The organism is Microbacterium sp. ZW CA_36, from assembly GCF_044987475.1.
Taxonomy (GTDB): Bacteria; Actinomycetota; Actinomycetes; order Actinomycetales; family Microbacteriaceae; genus Microbacterium.
Genome location: NZ_JBJDRL010000004.1, coordinates 81,750 through 100,293, shown reverse-complemented (window position 1 = coordinate 100,293; position 18,544 = coordinate 81,750). Strand labels below are relative to the sequence as shown.

Below are 18,544 nucleotides of genomic sequence, written 5' to 3'. Positions count from 1 at the left end.
TGATGAGGAAACTCTCAGCAAGCGGGCTCGCGCGTCAGGAACGGGCAGCAGCCACGGCGGCGGCCACGATGCCGGCGTCGGTGACGTCGTGGCCGTCGACTCCTCCACCGGGACCCGACGCAGCGTCCAGCCCCGTCCTGCGGCGGGCCGAGAGGTGGACCGCCTGCACTCCCGCATACACGATGTGGGGAATGTCCTCGGGAGCCACTCCCCCACCCGCGGTGACGTCGAGCGCCGTCCCGGCGAGGCTCGCGTAAGCCGCCAGGCGATCGACTCCGTCGATGCTGCGCACCGCGCCCCCGGAGGTCAGCACGCGGTCCACGCCCTCGGCGAGCAGCGCCTCGAAGACCTCGGCGCTGCGCGGTGAGGCGTCGATCGCGCGATGGAACACGAACGTCGCGGGACCTGCGGCGTCCCGCCATCGCCGCAGCGCCGCGCGATCGGCGCGGCCGTGCGCGTCGAGCGCACCGACGACCACGCCGGCGACACCGCGATCGACGCAGGCACGGATGTCGGCGGCCACGAGAGCGATCTCGTCGGCGTCGTACACGAAGCCACCGCCGCGGGGACGGACGAGCACGTTGACCTTCTCAGCGCCGACGGCGTCGCACACCGCCTCGATCGTGGCGATCGAGGGTGTGAGTCCGCCCGTCTCGAGCGCCTGGCAGAGCTCCAGCCGGTCGGCGCCCGCCGACATCGCCGCGCGCGCTCCTGCGGCATCCTGTACGGCGATCTCGACGACAGTGGTCACGGCACCACCTGGAGGGCGGCTGCGGCATCGCCTCGGAGCGCGTCCGGAACGACAACTCGCGCCGCGCCGCCCGGGGCACGACCGATCGCCGCCTCGGGCCCGCCCAGCCACCGGGCGCGCCCGGCTTCCAGTTCGACGGGGAGCTCGAGCACCCCCGCGGCGGGATCCAGCGCGATGACGTTCACTGCGCCGTCGACCGCCGTGTAGGCGCGCGGCGCACCGGTCTCCTCGAAGGCGCGCACCCACGGACGCGTGCCGTAGACCGCCGCGCCGTCGCGGCGCAGCCACGCGCCGAGCTCTCGCATCGCCTGCGCCTGCAGCTCGGGGATCGACCCGTCGGCACGCGGGCCGACGTTGATCAGCAGATTGCCGTTCTTGCTCACGACGTCGGCGAGGAGGCGGATGAGCTCCGTGCCGGACAGCGAATGGCCGGCATCCTCCGCCTGGTTGTAGCCGAAGGAGTACCCCAGCCCTCGCGTGGACTCCCACGGCTGCGGGACGATGTCGGCGACGTGGGTGTACTCGCGGGTCAGGAATCCGTGGCGCGGCACACCCCAGCGATCGTTGACGGCGCCCTCGGGGACCGCGGCGAGATAGCGGCGCAGGAGGGCGGCGACAGCGTAGTCCTCGGAGCCCTTGCCACCGTCCGGCCACTCGATGTCGTTCCACAGCACATCGGGGCGGAATCGCTCGACGAGCTCATCGAGCTGTGCCGCCGCGTACCGCGAGAACCACTCGTCGGCGCGACGGAACCGGAACAGATCCGTGTCGGACTCGATCGGCGGGAAGTCGCTGACGTGCCAGTCGAGCGCGCCCGAGAAGTACACGCCGAACCGTGCACCCGCGCGGCGGGTGGCGTCGTGCAGCTCGGCGATCAGGTCACGACGCGGACCGCGCCGGACGGCGTTGAACGTCGTCGTGTCGGTGTTCCACAGGCAAAAGCCGTCATGGTGCTTCGTCGTGGGGACGACATAGCGCGCTCCCGCGTCGGTGAGCGCGCCGACGAAGTCGTCGGCGTGGAAGCGCCCGGCATCCCACTGGTCGGCCAGGTCCTCGTAGCTCGTGCCGGTGCCGTAGAGCTCCTGATGGCGCCGCCACGTCGGGCTGCCGGCGATGCGGACGGTGTTGGCGTACCACTCGGCGTACTGGTGGTGGGCGTACGCGTCCTCGACGGGGACGCCGCCGGGCGGATGCGCCGGCGCCCACGCGGGCACCGAGTACAGGCCCCAGTGCACGAAGAAGCCGAGCTTGGCGTCGCGGTACCACTCCGGAACCGTCGCGTCCGGATACTCCGGCGTCGCATCGCCGAGGTCGGGCCCGGTGCGGGTCTCGAAGTTCATGCTCGGGCCTCCGTACCGCGGCGCCGTGCGACCAGGGCGCGGAGATCGGGTTCTTGATCGCTCGTGACGAAGGGGAAGGTGCCCGGACGCAGTCGCGAATGGCCGAGGCGCAGCAGGTCCTGGTCGACCCCGCCGGGCGTGAGGGCGAGCGTCCACCCCTCGGCGAGGTCGTACAGCTCCGGCTCGAGATAGCCGATCTTGACGATCACGATGTCGGCGCGCTCGGGGTCGAGGCCCAGCATCCGGAAGTCGTCGAGGTGATGGAAGGGCTTCCGGCGTTCGGTCACGATGGCGTGCACGGCGCCGCTGCGCACGACGATCTGCGTTCCTGCTACGGGGTCGCCGTCGGTGACGGAGAAGACCTCGCCGGTCATCTCGACGGGACCGCTGGGCCCGGCATCCACGCGTCCGCCCACCCGCAGGGCGACCGTGGCGCCGACGCCGGCGGCACGTGCGACGCGCACGGCATCCGGATCGAAGACGGATGCCGCCAGGACGACGCGTGAGCGGTCCGCGAGGTCCGCCCGCGCCAACAGGCGTCCCAAGGTCCACGACGCGTCACCGGCACCGCCCGCCGTGGGGTTGTCGCCCGAGTCCGAGATGACGTACGGCCGGGGCGCACCGGCCGCCAGCGCGATGTCGAGCGCATCGTCGAGCGTCGCCGTCGGGCCGACGAACGCGAAGTCCGACCGGGCGTCCCAGTACCGGCGCGCGAGGCGTTCGGCCTCCCGCGCGATCACGTCGCGGTCGTCGCCCGTCACGATGACCGTCGCGTGGCAGCGCGGCTCGTCCGCCCACGCGTAGCCGACCCACACGGCGGCGTCGACGACGCCGCTGAGCTCCTCGACATCGGGGATCGTGCCGTACAGCCCTTTCGCCGGTTCGAGCCTCGTGCTCGTCTTCTCGCCGGGCAGCAGCACCGGCACCCGCACCCAGGCCTTGTACGGGCGCCGCGTCTCGGCATCCGCTCCCCCGGCTCCGCGCAGGCGCTCGAGCAGATTGTGCACCGCGCGCTGCTTGGTGTTCATCCAGTCCTCGTGCGGAGCCATCCGATAGCAGGTGATGAGGTCGACGGCGTCGAACAGGGCGTCCGACACGTTGCCGTGGAGGTCCATCGATGCCGAGACGAGGGTGGCGGGTCCGAGCGCGTCGCGCACGGCGGTCGCGAGGTCGCCCTCGGCATCGTCCATCCCCACGACGCTCATCGCGCCGTGGATGTCGAAGAAGAAGGCATCGAACGGACCCTCGGCGCTGATGCCGTCCACGATGGCCCGCTTCATGCGCGCATATGTGTGCGGATCGACGGCGCCGCCCGGGAGGGACCGCCCATGGGTCAGCGGCACCCACTCCGCGGCATCCCGCAGCTCCTCACCGTCCGCGAGGAACGGGTAGTACGCGAGGAGCTCGTCACCGGTGCGGATCGTGAATGCCTCATCGCCGGAGATGTGCGGTGAGAACGTGCTGGATTCGATCGAGATGCCGCCGATGCCGATCCGCGGCCGGGCGAGGCCGGATGGGTGGAGGGTGCCGAGCGGCCCCTTCCAGATCTTGTCGGGGTCAGGACGCGACGTCACGGACGAGCTCACCTTCTGCGAACGGGGTGGAGGGGAAGGAATGGTCGGATGCCGAGACCAGCGCCGCAGCGCCGAGCACCACCGCATCCCCGCGCAGTGTGCCGGGCACGATGCGCAGCGGGACGCCCGAGACGGGCGGATCGGACGCGAGCGTGGCGGCGACGGCGGGCGCCAGCAGATCCCACGCGGCGGCGACGCCGCCGCCGACCACCGCGAGAGGCACATCGACGAGGGTCGCGGCCGAGATGCACGCCAGGGCGACGGCGCGACCGGCCTCGTCGAACATGCGCACAGCGGCAGGATCCCCGGCCCGCGCACGCTCGGCGACCACTCGCGCGGAGTCGACCGGCCGGTCCGTCGCCGACGCGTAGCGTCGCGCGATCGAGGTGCCCGACGCGAGCGTCTCGAGGTGCCCGGTGCGGCCGCACGTGCAGATCAGTTCGCTGTATCCGGGCGTGTGGCCGATCTCGCCGGCGGCCCCGTGCGGCCCGTGACGCAGTCTGCCGTCGAGCACGAGCGCGCCGCCGACGCCGGTGCCCAGCATCACGCCGAGGACGTCGCTTCCGCGTCCGGAACCCCACGCGGTCTCGCCGAGCAGGAACGCGTTGACGTCGTTCTCGACGCGCACCTCGAGTGCCAGCCGTTCGCGGAGCCGGGCGCCCAGCGGAAAGCCCGCCCAGTCGACGAACATGTCCGACGCGGCGCGGATGCTGCCCGTGCGGGGCTCGACGACCCCCGCGGCGCCCACGCCCACCGCGTGCGGACGCACGCCCGCGCTGTCGGCGAGCTCCTCCACCAGGAGCGCCGCCGTCTCGGCCATGGCAGCGCCCCCGGTGCGTGCCGGGGTATCGCGCATCGCTCGGGCGAGCACGGCGCCGTCGGCGGCGACGAGCGCGCCGGAGGTCTTCGTCCCTCCGATGTCGACGCCGGCGACGACAGCGGAGGACGCTGCGGACCCGCTCATCGGCCGCCCAGCCCGGCCATCGCGATGCCCTTCACCAGGTGCTTCTGAAGAACGATCACCAGGATCGTGGTGGGGATCATCGAGATGATGGCGGCCGCCATCTGGAGGTCCCAGCGCGTGCCGGTGAGCCCCGAGAAGCTCGCCAGTCCGACGGGGAGCGTTCCGAGCTGTGCATAGTCGACCGTCACGATGAGCGGCCACAGGTAGCTGTTCCAGAACGACAGGAACGTGAAGACCGCGAGCACGGCCACCGCCGACTTCGACAGCGGCAGGATGATCTGCAGGAACGTTCGGACCGGGCCGGATCCGTCCACTCGTGCGGCTTCGTCGAGTTCGAACGGGATGCCGCGGAAGAACTGCCGCATCAGGAAGGTGCCGAACGCGGTGAAGGCGAACGGGAGGATGAGCGCCTGGTAGGTGTTCACCCAGCCGAACCACTGCATGACCTGGAACATCGGGATGACCAGCACCTCGGCCGGCACCATCAGGGTCGCCAGGAACAGGACGAAGACGGCGTCGCGGCCCTTCCAGCGCAGCCGACCGAACGCGTAACCCGCCGTCGTGGACACGATCAGGACGACCACCGTGCCCGCGACCGCCACGAAGAGCGAGTTGCCGATGTAGGTCCAGAAGGGGCCGTACTCGAAGACCTCGGCGAAGTTGCCCCACTTCAGTTGCGAGCCGACCAGCGTCGGCGGCATCGAGAACATCTCCTCGTTGGGCTTGAGCGCCGAGAAGAACGCGTAGATCAGCGGCGCGATGAACACGAGCGCGGCGAGGTAGACGCACACGTGCGCGATGATCAGCCGGATCGTCTCGCCGCGTGTTCTCGGGGCCTTGGCGCGACGCCCGGTCTCCTCGGGGACGAACTCGTCCTCCGAGGTCATCAGGAGCGTCTGCTCGACGGCGTCGTCGATGCCGGTATCAGTGCTCATAGTGCACCCACTTGCGCTGCGCGGCGAACTGCACGCCGGTGATGACGATGATGATCGCGAAGAGGATCCATGCGGCCGCTGCCGCGAGTCCCAGGTCGCCGAAGGTGAAGCCCTGCTCCCAGATGAACATCACGAGCGGCTTGGTGGCGTTGCCGGGTCCGCCGCCGGTGAGCAGCTGCGGCTGGGCGAAGACCTGCAGCGCGGTGATCATGGTCATGATCGTCGCGAAGAAGATCGACGGCGAGATCATGGGGATCATGACGCTCCAGATCAGGCGGAAGCCGCGGGCGCCGTCGATGCTCGCCGCCTCCAGGACGCTCTCGGGCAGCTGCTCGAGAGCGGCCGAGAAGATCAGCATGTTGTAGCCGAGGCCCTGCCAGACGCTCATCGCGACGACCATGATCATCGCCCAGGACGGGTCGGCGAGGAAGTTCGGAAGGGTCACGCCGAACCAGCTCTGCGCGAGCCCGTTGAAGAGGCCCTGCGGCTGCAGCATCATCTTCCACACCAGGACGTTCGCGACCATCGGGACCACGACCGGGATGAAGAAGAGCACGCGCAGGGCGCCGCGGCCGCGGATCCGCGGACCGAGCCCGATCGCGAGGACGAGCGAGAGCGCGATGCTGAGCGGCACGTACAGCAGCGTGTACACGGCGGAGTTCCGCAGTGCCGGCCAGAAGTCCGGGCTCGATGTGAAGAGCGTGGCGTAGTTGTCGACGCCGTTGAAGGTGCGGTCGCCGAACGTCGGCCAGTCGTAGACGCTCATCACGATCGACAGCCCCACGGGCACGATCGTGAACAGGGCGAGCCCCACCAGGGCCGGGCTTGCGAAGCCCAGCGCCTGGCGGGCCTCGGCCCTGGCGAGCGATCCCCGACGTTTCGTCGTGATCGTCATCAATCTGCTTTCCTGCTCAGGTGCGAAGATGCGGAAACGGGTCCGGTCAGTTGCCGAACTGCGTCTGAGCGCTCTCCAGCAGGTCCGACATCTCCATCTGGCCGTTGTAGACGCTGACCAGGTTGGGCTGGATGTAGCTGTCGAGCTTCTCCCAGTTCTTCGTCATGTAGAGCGGCACCGTCGTCTCGAAGGCGGACTCGAACACCGTCTGGACCTGCTCGCGGTACTGCTCGTCGATCGAGTCGAAGTACAGCGGCTGCGACTCGGTGCGCGCGGGGTACGAACGGCCGGACGAGGCGATGTAGTCCTGCGCGTCCTTGCCGAGGAGCGAGCCCATGACCTTCAGGGCCTCTTCGGGGTGGTCGCACGTCTTCGAGATGCCGTAGCCCGAGCCGAGGATCGGCCCCGAGTTGCCGTGGTCCCCGGTCGGCAGCGGCGCCATCCCGGCGGCGAAGCCGGACTCGTTGTTGAGGTAGCTGACGGCGTTCCATGTGCCGTCGACCGCCATCGCGGCGTTTCCGCCGGTGTACTGGTTCTCCCCCCAGCCGGTGTCGGAGGCCGAGGCGACGGGTGCCGCGACACCGAGATCGGTCACGAGCCCGGAGTACCAGGACGCCGCATCCACGAAGTCAGCGTCGTCGATGTGAAGCGTGCCGTCTTCGGACGCCGGCTGCTTGCCGGAGTAGGCGATGGGCATCGACATCCACTGGTAGCCGCCCATGCCCATCCCGAAGCCGTACTTGCCATCCGTCGTGGCGGCTGTGGCGATGTCCTCGAAGTCGTCGAACGTCCAACCGATCTCGGGGCTTGCCGCACCGGAGGCGGTGAGCATGTCCTGGTTGTAGTAGACGAGCATCGTCGCGACGTCGAACGGCACGCCGTACAGGCCGCCCTCGAAGCTGAGGATTCCTTCGGCGCCGGGGTTGAAGTCGGCGAAGTCGAGGCCCGCCGCCTCGAGGTCGTCGGTCGTCAGCTCGCGGAAGCCGTCGGTGAAGCCGCCCAGCTGAGCGCCGCTCATGCCGGTGACGCAGGCCATGTTGCCGCTGGCCATGTTCGTCGTGAGCTTCGTGAAGAAGTCGTTCCACGGCGCGGTCTGGAGCTTGACCACGACCTCGGGATTCTCCTCCTGCGCGATAGCGACCTGCTTCTCGAGCGCCGTCGTGTCGTCCTCGCTTCCCGCCCACATGTCGACGACGATCGTCGGCTTGCCGTCGGTGGACGCGTCCCCGCCGGATCCGCTCGCGCACCCTGTCAGCACCACCGCTACGCCGGTGGCCGCAGCCACCGCGCCGACGTGCAACTTCTTCATCGAATGTCTCCTCTGTCAGCCAGTCTTGATCAGGTTGTTTCGATTGTCGAACTAACCTTGTACTCTTGTGTCGCAAGTAACCCTCGCAGGTTTCGATTTGCGACGCAACCTGAACATCGGATGTTTATCGACGTGTGATACTTCGTCACGTCTCGGAAACACGGACCGCCCCACCACCTGCGAGAGGCCACATGACCCCGGACACCGACCGCTCTTCCGCCGACGAGGAGCTCTCCCGTCGCATCGTCGATCTGATCGCGCGGGGCGAAGCCCGCTCCCGCTCAGAGCTCGCCGCGACCCTCGGCCTGGCGCCGTCGACCGTCAGCCTGCGCGTGCAGTCGCTCATCGACGCGGGCCTCCTCGACGAACGCGGCGACGGCACATCCCGCGGTGGGCGCCGTCCCCGTCTGCTGGGGATCGACGAGAACTCCGGCGTCGTCCTGACCGTCGACCTGGGCGGCGGCCACGCGCGCATCGGCGCCCACTCCCTGAGCGGCGAGCTCCGGGAGACGCGATCCATCCCCGTGGTGCTGGCGGACGGGCCGGAATCGACGCTGGACGCCGTCTGCCGGGTCTTCGACGAGCTCGGCCGCGACACCACCGTCCGCGCGATCGGCATCAGCCTCCCCGGCCCGGTCGACATCGTCACCGGCTCGGTCACCCAGCCCTCGCGCATGCCCGGCTGGCCGGGCTTCCGCGTCGGGGACCACCTCCGGCAGCGCTACGCCGTCACCGTCGCGGTCGACAACGACGCGAATCTCGCGGCGCTCGGCGAGCACCGTGCGCAGTTCGGCGCAACCGGCCACAGCATCACCGTCAAGGCCGGCACGGCCATCGGCAGCGGCATCATCGTCGACGGTCACATCCACCGCGGCGCGACCGGAGCGGCCGGCGACATCACGCACACGCGCATCGACGGCAGCGGCGACATCCCGTGCTCCTGTGGCAACACCGGGTGTCTCGAGACCGTCGCGAGCGGTGCAAGCCTGGTGCGCCAGATGCGCGAGCGAGGACGCACCGACGTGGCGACGACCGTCGACGTGCTGGCTCTCGCCCGTGACGCCGAGCCGGAGGCCACGACCATCGTCCGCACCGCGGGCACGCATCTCGGGCAGGCGCTGTCGGGCGTGGTCAACTTCTTCAACCCGCACGCCGTGTTCCTCACCGGCAGCATGAGCGCGTCGGAACCCTTCATCGCTGCGGTGCGCAGTCGCGTCTACGAGGCGTGCCACCCGCTGGCGACGCAGCAGCTGCGGATCGAGGCCGCGCAGACCCGGGCCGACGCGATCCTCTACGGCGCGGCGCGGTGGGCGCTCGACAACCTCGAGCTGCCCACCGCCTGACGGGTCAGCCCTCGTCGAGGATGAGCTCGATGACCGGGACGAGCACGTCGGGCCGCACCACCGGCAGGTGGACGGTCAGCGTACCCTCCGCCTCGCCGGCGGGAGTCATGTTGCTCGCCACCTGTGCCGGATCGGCGACCGACGTGCGCAGCCACGAGCCGTCGTGGAGGAAGCGCGCATACGAGACCTTGCCCGCCAGATCGGGCAGGTGCACGAACCCCAGCGGCCACGAGAACAGGTGCAGGTACAGCCGGCGGCCGCGCCGCGTGTAGACGCCTTCGCGCGGCGGCTCGATGTCCGCATGACCGGCGCCGACGACCGCACCCCGGTGCAGCCGCATCCATTCGCCGATCTCCGAGAGCGTGCGCTCGTCGCGCGGGGCGATCGCCCCGCGGCCGTCCGGCCCGATGTTGAGCAGCATGTTGCCGTCCATCGACACCGAGTCGGCGAGCATCTGCACGAGCAGCGTCGCCGACTTCTGCTCGGTGTTGTCGCGGTGATAGCCCCACGAGCCGTTCATGGTCTGGCAGGCCTCCCAGACCTGCGGCTCGCCGTCGATGACGAGCGGCGCGGTGGGCTGGTACTGCTCCGGGGTCACGAAATCACCCGGGATGCCGAGCCGATCGTTGACGAGCATCTCGGGCTGGAGTCGGCGGCACATCGCCAGGAGCGCCTCGGCACCCCAGTCCTCCGGTCCCTTGCCTGCCAGACCGTCCATCGACTGCGGAGAAGTGAAGTCGAAGAAGAGGTAATCGATCGGGCCGTAGTCGGTCAGCAGCTCCCGCACCTGCGCGTGCAGGAACTCGCGGTAGCGCGCCATGTCGCGGCCCTCATTGAGCGCGGCGACGTCGTCGCCGCGGCGAGGATGATTCCAGTCGACGGTGAAGTCGGGGTGGTGCCAGTCGAGGAGCGAGTGATACAGACCGACCCGCAGACCCTCCTCCCGGAGGGCGTCGACGTACTCGCGCACCAGGTCGCGGCCGCAGGCGGCCACGGCGTTGAAGTCGCTGACGGCGGTGTCCCACAGCGCGAATCCGTCGTGGTGCTTCGTGGTGAGGACGACGTAGCCCATGCCCGTCGCCTTCGCGCGGCGCGCCAGAGCCCGCGCGTCGAAGAGGTCGGGATCGAAGTGCTCGAAGTACGGGCGATATTCCTCGTCGGTCAGCCGTTCGTAGTTCTGCACCCACTCGTGACGCGCGGCTGCGCTGTACAGACCGAAGTGCACGAACATCCCGAATCGCGCTTCATCGAACCACTGCTGTCGCATCCTCACCCCACTCACCTTTCACCTGTGCGTGCCTCCATCCTGGCACAAACATCCGATGTCTTGGCGTTGCGAAGTGGCATTGCCCGCAAACGCGAGAGCCCGGCTCCTTTCGGGGCCGGGCTCTCGGAGCCGCACGCGATGCGCGAGGCAAGAGGTGGATCAGCGCGCCGCGTTGCCCTCCACGTAGTCCTCGTCCTGCTGCTTCCAGGCGAAGAGCGAACGCAGGTCCTTGCCGACCGACTCGATCGGGTGGGCAGCGGCCTTCTCACGCAGCTCGAGGAACTCGACGGCGCCGTTGTCCTGATCGTCGATGAAGCGCTTGGCGAACGCGCCCGACTGGATGTCGGCGAGCACGGCCTGCATGTTCTCCTTGACGTGCGGGTCGATCACGCGCGGGCCGGAGACGTAGTCGCCGTACTCCGCGGTGTCGGACACCGACCAGCGCTGCTTGGCGATGCCGCCCTCCCACATCAGGTCGACGATGAGCTTCAGCTCGTGCAGCACCTCGAAGTACGCGATCTGCGGCTGGTAGCCCGCCTCGGTCAGCGTCTCGAACCCGTACTGGACGAGCTGCGACACACCGCCGCACAGGACGGCCTGCTCGCCGAACAGGTCGGTCTCGGTCTCTTCGGTGAACGTCGTCTTGATGACGCCCGCGCGCGTGCCGCCGATGGCCTTCGCGTACGAGAGCGCGGTCGCCCACGCCGAACCCGAGGCATCCCGCTCGACGGCGATGATGTCGGGGATGCCGCGACCGGCGACGTACTCGCGGCGTACGGTGTGCCCCGGCGCCTTCGGGGCGACCAGGATCACGTCGACGCCCTCGGGCGCCTCGATGTAGCCGAACCGGATGTTGAAGCCGTGCGCGAAGGCCAGCGTCTTGCCCGCGGTGAGCTTGTCCTTGATGCTCTCGTTGTAGATCGAGCGCTGGTGCTGGTCGGGGGCCAGGATCATGATGAGGTCGGCCCACTCGGCCGCGTCGGCGACCGACTTGACCTCGAAGCCCTCGTCCTGCGCCTTCTCGGTCGACTTCGAGCCCTCCTTGAGCGCGATGACGACCTCGACACCCGAGTCGCGAAGGTTCTGGGCGTGCGCGTGACCCTGCGAGCCGTAGCCCACGATCGCCACCTTCTTGCCCTGGACGATGCTCAGGTCGGCATCGGCGTCGTAGAAGATCTCAGCCATCTTCGTGTTTCTCCTTGTGTGTTACCGGTCGTTGAGCGAGCGAAGCGAGACGAAACGCTCGATAGGAATGGTCAGCCGCGCAGCACGCGCTCGGTGATGCTCTTGCCGCCGCGACCGATGGCGACCAGGCCCGACTGCGCGAGCTCCTTGATGCCGAACGGCTCGAGCGCGCGCAGGAAGGCCTCGACCTTGCCCTTGTCGCCGGTGACTTCGACGACGAGCGCGTCGGGCGCGTAGTCGACGATCTGCCCGCGGAACAGGTTGACGACCTCGAGCACGTTCGAGCGCGTCTGGTTGTCGGCGCGCACCTTCACGAGCATGTGCTCGCGCTGAACGGATGCCGACGGGTCGAGCTCGACGATCTTGATGACGTTGATGAGCTTGTTCAGCTGCTTCGTGACCTGCTCGAGCGGCAGCTCGTCGACGTCGACCACGACCGTGATGCGCGAGAGTCCGGGGACCTCGGTGACGCCCACGGCGAGCGACTCGATGTTGAAGCCGCGGCGTGCGAACAGCCCGGCGACGCGGGTCAGCAGACCCGGCTTGTCCTCCACGAGGAGGCTCAGCACGTGACTCGTCATGGCCTCAGTCCTCCTGCTCGTCGAAGGCGGGCGAGTGATCCCGCGCGTACTGGACGTAGCTGTTGCTGACGCCCTGCGGCACCATCGGCCACACCATGGCGTCGGCGCTCACCACGAAGTCGATCACCACGGGGCGATCATTCGTCTCGAGAGCGGTCCGGATCGCGGCATCCACGTCCTCCTCCTTCTCGACGCGGATCGCGAGGCAGCCGTACGCCTCCGCCAGCTTCACGAAGTCGGGGATGCGCACCGTGCCGTGGCCCGTGTTGAGGTCGGTGTGGGAGTGCCGGCCGTCGTAGAACAGCGTCTGCCACTGGCGCACCATGCCCAGCGACGAGTTGTTGATGATCGCGACCTTGATGGGGATGTCGTTGATCGCGCAGGTGGCGAGCTCCTGATTGGTCATCTGGAAGCAGCCGTCGCCGTCGATCGCCCAGACGACACGGTCGGGTTCGGCCACCTTGGCGCCCATGGCCGCGGGCACCGAATAGCCCATCGTGCCCGCTCCGCCCGAGTTCAGCCACGCGTTCGGGCGCTCGTACTTGATGAACTGCGCCGCCCACATCTGGTGCTGACCCACGCCGGCGGCATAGATGCCCTCGGGGCCGGTGAGCTCGCCGATGCGCTTGATCACGTACTGCGGCGACATCAGGCCATCGGTCGGCTGCGAGTAGCCGAGCGGGAACTCGTCGCGCAGGCCGTCGAGGAACGACCACCACTCGGCGATGTCGGGAGCGGAGTCGCGGCTCACCGCACGGAACGCGGCGTCGAGGTCGACGAGCACGTCCTTCAGGTCGCCGACGATCGGCACGTCGGCGGTGCGGATCTTCGAGATCTCAGCCGGGTCGATGTCGACGTGCACGACCTTCGCGTTCGGCGCGAACAGCGCCGCCTTGCCGGTGACGCGATCGTCGAACCGCGCGCCGAGGGCGACGAGGAGGTCGGCCTCCTGCAGCGCCAGCACCGCCGGGACGGTGCCGTGCATGCCGGGCATGCCGAGGTGCTGCGGATGCGAGTCGGGGAACGCTCCCCGCGCCATGAGCGTGGTGACGAGCGGTGCGCCGGTCGTCTCGGCGAGCGCGCGCAGCTCTTCGGAGGCACGCGCGCGGATCACGCCACCGCCGACGTACAGCACCGGCTTCTTGGCGTCGGCGATCAGCTGGGCCGCAGCCTGGATCTGCTTGCCGTGCGCCTTGGTCACCGGACGGTAGCCAGGGAGGTCGATGTTCGGCGGCCAGACGAAGGGTGCCTCGGCCTGCTGGGCATCCTTGGTGATGTCGACGAGCACGGGGCCGGGTCGGCCGGTCGATGCGATCTCGAACGCAGCGGCGATCGCGCCGGGAATGTCCTCGGCGCGCTTGACGAGAAAAGAGTGCTTCGTGATCGGCATCGTGATGCCGACGATGTCGGCCTCCTGGAAGGCGTCCGTGCCCATGAGGGTCGAGAACACCTGCCCGGTGATGCAGACGATCGGCACCGAGTCCATGTACGCGTCGGCGATCGCGGTGACGAGGTTGGTGGCGCCCGGGCCGGAGGTCGCGATGGCGACGCCGACACGACCGGACGCCGCGGCGTAGCCCTCGGCGGCGTGGCCGGCGCCCTGCTCGTGGCGGACGAGGATGTGGCGCACCGACTCGTCGTCCATGAGCGGGTCGTAGACGGGCATGATGGCCCCGCCGGGAAGACCGAAGACGTCGGTCACCCCGAGCAGGTCGAGCGAGCGGACGACCGCTTCCGCGCCCGTGAGCACGGGCGTCGAGGCGGTGCGGGCGGGCGGCCGGGGAACGGCCGCGGCGGTGTCGGCTGACATGGTGAGATTCCTCACAGATGGATCGGACGGGATGTCGGAGACCAGGCTCAACCGGTGGTCGCGCCCTCCGCAGCGGAGCGCACGAGTCGGGAGTACTTGGCAAGGACGCCACGGGTATAGCGCGGGGGAAGCGGCTCCCAGCCAGAGCGGCGGGAGTCAAGCTCAGCCTCGTCGACGAGTAGGTCGAGAGTGCGAGCCGCGATATCGACCCGTATCAGATCACCATCGCGCACGAAGGCGATGGGACCAGCGTCCACCGCTTCGGGTGCTATGTGGCCGATGCACAGGCCGGTTGTGCCGCCTGAGAATCGTCCGTCCGTCAAGAGTAGTACATCTTTTCCGAGCCCAGCGCCCTTGATGGCCGCGGTGATGGCCAGCATCTCACGCATGCCGGGTCCGCCCTTCGGGCCTTCGTAGCGGATGACGACGACATCCCCCGCGGCGATCTCTCCCGCCTCGAGCGCGTCCATCGCGGCGCGTTCGCGCTCGAACACGCGCGCGGGTCCCTCGAACACGTCGGCGTCGAAGCCGGCCGACTTGACGACCGCGCCCTCGGGCGCGATCGAGCCGTGCAGGATCGTGATGCCGCCCTTGGCGTGGATCGGGTCGTCGAACGTGTGGATCACCGTGCCGTCGACTGGATCGGGGTCGAGGTCGGCCAGGTTCTCGGCGAGCGTCTTGCCGGTGACCGTGAGGGCGTCGCCGTGGAGCAGGCCCTCATCGAGCATGGCCTTCATGATGACCGGGATGCCGCCGTGGCGGTCGACATCGTTCATGACGTACTTGCCGAACGGCTTCATGTCGGCCACGTGCGGGACCTTGTCGCCGATGCGGTTGAAGTCGTGCAGGCTCAGGTCGACATCGGCTTCGCGGGCGATGGCGAGGAGGTGCAGCACCACGTTGGTCGAGCCGCCGAGCGCCATCGCCAGGGCGATCGCGTTCTCGAACGCCTCCTTGGTGAGGATGTCGCGCGTCGTGATGCCCTGGCGCAGCAGATTCACGACGGCCTCGCCCGAGCGATGGGCGAAGTAGTCGCGGCGGCGGTCCGCCGAGGGCGGTGCCGCGGAGCCCGGAAGGCTGAGGCCCAGCGCCTCGGCCACCGACGCCATCGTGTTCGCGGTGTACATGCCGCCGCACGCGCCCTCGCCCGGAGCGATCGCGCACTCGATGCGCTTCAGGTCGGCCTCGCTCATCTTGCCCGCGAGACACGCGCCGACCGCTTCGAACGAGTCGATGATCGTGACGTCCTTCTCGGTGCCGTCCGAGAGCTTCACCCAGCCGGGCGCGATGGAGCCGGCGTAGAGGAAGACGCTGGACAGGTCCAGCCGGGCCGACGCCATCAGCATGCCCGGGATCGACTTGTCGCACCCGGCGAGGAGCACCGAGCCGTCGAGGCGCTCCGCCATGATGACCGTCTCGACCGAGTCGGCGATGACCTCGCGCGAGACGAGCGAGAAGTGCATGCCCTCGTGGCCCATCGAGATGCCGTCCGACACCGAGATCGTGCCGAACTGCAGCGGGTAGCCGCCGCCGGCGTGGACACCTTCCTTGGCACCCTGCGCCAGACGGTCGAGGCTCAGGTTGCAGGGGGTGATCTCATTCCAGCTGGACGCGATGCCGATCTGCGGCTTGTCCCAGTCCGCATCCCCCATGCCGACGGCGCGGAGCATGCCGCGCGACGTCGTGGCTTCGATGCCGTCGGTGACGACGCGGCTGCGGGGCTTGATATCGATGGTGTTGTCGGCGGGCGAATGGGGCTGGGCCATTGGCTCAGTCTATTGCCGCGGGGCGGGTCGCTCTCGCGAGGCCCCGTTCCTGCCCGCAGACACGCTCGCCGGGCGTGTCGCTCACCCGCGCAGGCGCGTCCGCTCCGCCGCCAGCAGCGTCAGGAGGTCCGCGAGAGCGGCGATGTCGGGCACGCGCACGGCCGCCGCAGTCGGGCCGTCGCCGACGCGCACGCCGAGGTCGTCGGCACCGAGACTCGCCAGCGCGTCCTCGTCGGTGACGTCGTCTCCTGCGAACAGCACCGCCGTCGCCCCCACGCGCTCGCGGAGCTCGGCGATCGCGGAGTCCTTGCCCTCGTGGCGGAACGCGAATTCGACGATGTTGTGCCCGGTCCGTCGCCGCCAATGCGGCGCCTCCGCCGCGACGATCTCGTCGGCGAGGCGATTCGCCTCCGCCGCGTCCTCCGCCGTGGCGCGCCGGGTGTGGACACCGAACCCGAAGGTCTTCGGCTCGATCCAGACGCCGTCCAGCGCCGCCGTCGCCGCCTCGGCGTGCGACCGCATCGTGTCGCGGAGCGTGACATCCGCCTCGTCCTCACCGTGGCTCTGCAGGCCCTCACCCGGGATCCAGAACTCGGCGCCGTGGGATCCGGCCAGGAGCACGCGCGACGCGTCGTCGTGCTCGGCGATCACCCGCAGGTCGACGAGGCTCCGCCCGGAGACGAACGCGACGAGCGTGTCGGGCGCGGCGACCAGGGCGTTCACGGCGTCACGTGCGGCAGGCAGCATCCGCGCGTCCATCGGCTCGTCCTCGAGCGGCGACAGCGTGCCGTCGAAGTCGAGTGCGACGAGCAGGAGATCGGATGCGGCGATGCCGGCGATCGCGTCGCGCACATCGTCCGCGAGATCGAGGCTCATCCGCGTGCCTCCGCAGAGCGATTGAGCGCGGGGAAGCGGTTGCGCTCGCGCGCGCCGTCGAGGGCGTCGAGGAACGACTGCGACCAGCGCGCGACGTCGTTCTCCACCACCTTGCGCCGCAGCGCCCGCATGCGGCGACCCTGCTCGGCCGAGGGCATCTCGATGGCGCGCATGATGGCGTCCTTCATGCCGTCGATGTCGTGGGGATTGATGCGCACCGCGCTCGGCAGCTCGTCCGCCGCGCCCGCGAACTCGCTGAGCACCAGCACGCCTCGGTTGTCGATCCGCGACGCGACATACTCCTTGGCGACCAGGTTCATGCCGTCACGGAGGGCGGTGACGAGCATGACGTCGGCGGCCAGGAACAACGCCACCATCTCCTCCCGCGGGTACGCCTGGTGGAGATAGCGGATCGCGGTGTGCCCCATCGTGTCGTGGTCGCCGTTGATGCGGCCGACGGTGAGCTCGATCTCGTCGCGCAGCTGCATGTACGCGGCGACCCGCTCGCGGCTGGGGCTCGCCACCTGCACGAGTGTGACGTCCTCGACCGCGATCTTGCCGTCTTCGAGCAGTTCGCCGAAGGCCTTCATGCGGTGACGGATGCCCTTGGTGTAGTCCAGGCGGTCGACGCCGAGCAGGATCTTCTTGGGGTTGCCGAGGCTCTCGCGGATCTCCTTCGCGCGCGCCCTCACGTCCTCCTGACGGGCGAGCTCGATGTACGAGGACGCGTCGATCGAGATCGGGAAGGCCTTCGCGAGAGCACGCCGGCTCGTACCGTCGGGATTCGGAACGGTGATCCCCGAAGCCTTCGTGTCATAGCGCAGCTGGCGACGCACGGCGCGGGCGAAGTTGCCGGCGTCCGCGACCCGCTGGAAGCCGATGACGTCGGCCCCCAGCAGCCCTTCGAGCACCTGGCGGCGCCACGGCAGCTGCGAGTACAGGCCGTATGCGGGGAAGGGAATGTGGTGGAAGTAGCCGATCGTCAGGTCGGGACGGGCTTCGCGCAGCATCTGCGGCAGGAGCTGCAGCTGGTAGTCCTGCACCCACACCGTCGCGCCGTCCGCGGCCACTGCGGCAGCAGCCTCGGCGAAGCGCCGGTTCACCTTCACGTAGGCGTCCCACCACACGCGGCGGTATCGGGGCTCGGCGATGACGTCGTGATAGAGCGGCCAGAACGTGTCGTTCGACATGCCCTCGTAGTACAGCTCGACGTCTTCGGTCGTCAGCATCACCGGCACCAGATGCGTGCCCTCGAACTCGAACGGGTCGACCTCGATGTCGGGCTGCCCGGGCCAGCCCACCCAGGCGCCGTCGGCTCGGCGCATCACCGGCTCGAGCGCGGTCACCAGCCCGCCGGGCGAGCGTCTCCAGCCTGGCTCGCCGTCGCCGTCGACGACGCGGTCGACCGGGAGGCGATTGGCGACGACGACGAGTTCGGCGATTCGGCCGGGCGCGGGAGGGTGGGGCTCTGTCACGCGGGCTCCTGACGGTTTCGTGGACTCGGCAACGGCCCCAGGCTAACAGCGCCCTCATCCGGGCCGAGCGCCCTTGACGTGCGACGCATGCCCATGTCAAGGGGCGCGTCCGGACCGACTGCCGCGCTAACGTGGCCTCATGCGCAAGTACCTCTTCGGCACCGGCATCCTCACCGCGTTCACCGGCGGGCTGACGCTGCTGAGAGGCCTCCGCGAGAACGAGCCGTTCACCTGGCGCATGGCGCTGGCATGGCTCAGCTGGGGCATCTCGCTGGCGCTCGCGGTCGGGGCCATCGTCGATGTGCGCCGGGCATCGCGCGGCGCACTCATCGCGAACGACTCTCCCGTGCACGGCCGCGAGAAGAAGCTGCTCAAGCGTCGCCTCGACCGCTGACCTGACCCCGACTCAGGCGGGCCACTCCCCCGCCCCGGTCGCTGAGCGAGCGCCGGCGACCGAGACGAAACGCATCGAG

16 protein-coding genes are annotated in these 18,544 nt (G+C 69.3%); 2 read left to right on the top strand and 14 right to left on the bottom strand.

Annotation, left to right across the window (positions count from 1 at the left end):
- Positions 1 to 34: 34 nt before the first annotated feature.
- The 7 genes from ACI3KX_RS04010 to ACI3KX_RS03980 are packed head-to-tail and all read right to left on the bottom strand — an operon-like array spanning position 35 to position 7,768.
- Positions 35 to 751, bottom strand: coding sequence for a copper homeostasis protein CutC (locus tag ACI3KX_RS04010; RefSeq protein ID WP_404907864.1), 717 nt, complete (start codon positions 749 to 751; stop codon positions 35 to 37).
- Positions 748 to 2,091, bottom strand: a complete 1,344-nt coding sequence (locus tag ACI3KX_RS04005) for an alpha-L-fucosidase (RefSeq protein ID WP_404907862.1) — start codon at positions 2,089 to 2,091, stop codon at positions 748 to 750. The genes ACI3KX_RS04010 and ACI3KX_RS04005 overlap by 4 nt, the downstream gene beginning before the upstream one ends.
- Positions 2,088 to 3,665 (bottom strand): M81 family metallopeptidase, encoded by a 1,578-nt coding sequence (locus tag ACI3KX_RS04000; protein ID WP_404907860.1) that lies wholly within the window; start codon positions 3,663 to 3,665, stop codon positions 2,088 to 2,090. The genes ACI3KX_RS04005 and ACI3KX_RS04000 overlap by 4 nt, the downstream gene beginning before the upstream one ends.
- Positions 3,649 to 4,629: an ROK family protein gene (locus tag ACI3KX_RS03995; RefSeq protein ID WP_404907858.1), complete on the bottom strand. Its 981-nt coding sequence runs from the start codon at positions 4,627 to 4,629 to the stop codon at positions 3,649 to 3,651. The genes ACI3KX_RS04000 and ACI3KX_RS03995 overlap by 17 nt, the downstream gene beginning before the upstream one ends.
- A complete protein-coding gene (locus ACI3KX_RS03990) occupies positions 4,626 to 5,564 on the bottom strand; it encodes a carbohydrate ABC transporter permease (protein WP_349427262.1) in 939 nt (312 codons plus the stop codon). Before ACI3KX_RS03990 ends, ACI3KX_RS03995 begins: the two co-directional genes overlap by 4 nt.
- The gene (locus ACI3KX_RS03985) at positions 5,554 to 6,459 is read right to left on the bottom strand and encodes a sugar ABC transporter permease (RefSeq protein ID WP_363357167.1); all 906 of its coding nucleotides are present in this window, start codon (positions 6,457 to 6,459) and stop codon (positions 5,554 to 5,556) included. The genes ACI3KX_RS03990 and ACI3KX_RS03985 overlap by 11 nt, the downstream gene beginning before the upstream one ends.
- 46 nt (positions 6,460 to 6,505) lie before the next feature.
- Positions 6,506 to 7,768, bottom strand: coding sequence for a sugar ABC transporter substrate-binding protein (locus ACI3KX_RS03980; RefSeq protein ID WP_363357166.1), 1,263 nt, complete (start codon positions 7,766 to 7,768; stop codon positions 6,506 to 6,508).
- Positions 7,769 to 7,959: 191 nt separating this feature from the next.
- On the opposite strand from ACI3KX_RS03980, the gene ACI3KX_RS03975 reads away from it, so the two are divergent.
- Positions 7,960 to 9,111 (top strand): ROK family transcriptional regulator, encoded by a 1,152-nt coding sequence (locus ACI3KX_RS03975; protein ID WP_349427259.1) that lies wholly within the window; start codon positions 7,960 to 7,962, stop codon positions 9,109 to 9,111.
- A gap of 4 nt (positions 9,112 to 9,115) precedes the next feature.
- On the opposite strand, the gene ACI3KX_RS03970 is transcribed toward ACI3KX_RS03975, so the two are convergent.
- From ACI3KX_RS03970 to ACI3KX_RS03940, 7 genes are all read right to left on the bottom strand, one after another.
- A complete protein-coding gene (locus tag ACI3KX_RS03970; RefSeq protein ID WP_404907902.1) occupies positions 9,116 to 10,378 on the bottom strand; it encodes an alpha-L-fucosidase in 1,263 nt (420 codons plus the stop codon).
- A 159-nt stretch (positions 10,379 to 10,537) separates the two neighbouring features.
- Positions 10,538 to 11,563 carry a ketol-acid reductoisomerase gene (gene ilvC / locus ACI3KX_RS03965; RefSeq protein ID WP_349427257.1) on the bottom strand — a complete coding sequence of 342 codons (1,026 nt, stop codon included), beginning with the start codon at positions 11,561 to 11,563 and terminating at the stop codon, positions 10,538 to 10,540.
- Between the two features lie 71 nt (positions 11,564 to 11,634).
- On the bottom strand, positions 11,635 to 12,144 hold the full coding sequence (gene ilvN, locus ACI3KX_RS03960; RefSeq protein WP_349427256.1) for an acetolactate synthase small subunit: 510 nt from the start codon (positions 12,142 to 12,144) through the stop codon (positions 11,635 to 11,637).
- 4 nt (positions 12,145 to 12,148) lie between these two features.
- Positions 12,149 to 13,954, bottom strand: a complete 1,806-nt coding sequence (locus ACI3KX_RS03955; RefSeq protein ID WP_349427255.1) for an acetolactate synthase large subunit — start codon at positions 13,952 to 13,954, stop codon at positions 12,149 to 12,151.
- Positions 13,955 to 14,001: 47 nt separating this feature from the next.
- Positions 14,002 to 15,720, bottom strand: coding sequence for a dihydroxy-acid dehydratase (gene ilvD / locus ACI3KX_RS03950; RefSeq protein WP_349427254.1), 1,719 nt, complete (start codon positions 15,718 to 15,720; stop codon positions 14,002 to 14,004).
- An 81-nt stretch (positions 15,721 to 15,801) separates the two neighbouring features.
- Positions 15,802 to 16,596 (bottom strand): trehalose-phosphatase, encoded by a 795-nt coding sequence (otsB, locus tag ACI3KX_RS03945; RefSeq protein ID WP_363357162.1) that lies wholly within the window; start codon positions 16,594 to 16,596, stop codon positions 15,802 to 15,804.
- The gene (locus ACI3KX_RS03940) at positions 16,593 to 18,071 is read right to left on the bottom strand and encodes a trehalose-6-phosphate synthase (RefSeq protein ID WP_404907852.1); all 1,479 of its coding nucleotides are present in this window, start codon (positions 18,069 to 18,071) and stop codon (positions 16,593 to 16,595) included. The genes otsB and ACI3KX_RS03940 overlap by 4 nt, the downstream gene beginning before the upstream one ends.
- 139 nt (positions 18,072 to 18,210) lie before the next feature.
- On the opposite strand from ACI3KX_RS03940, the gene ACI3KX_RS03935 reads away from it, so the two are divergent.
- Complete coding sequence (locus ACI3KX_RS03935) at positions 18,211 to 18,465, top strand: hypothetical protein (RefSeq protein WP_349427251.1); 255 nt, start codon at positions 18,211 to 18,213, stop codon at positions 18,463 to 18,465.
- The last annotated feature ends 79 nt before the right edge of the window (positions 18,466 to 18,544 follow it).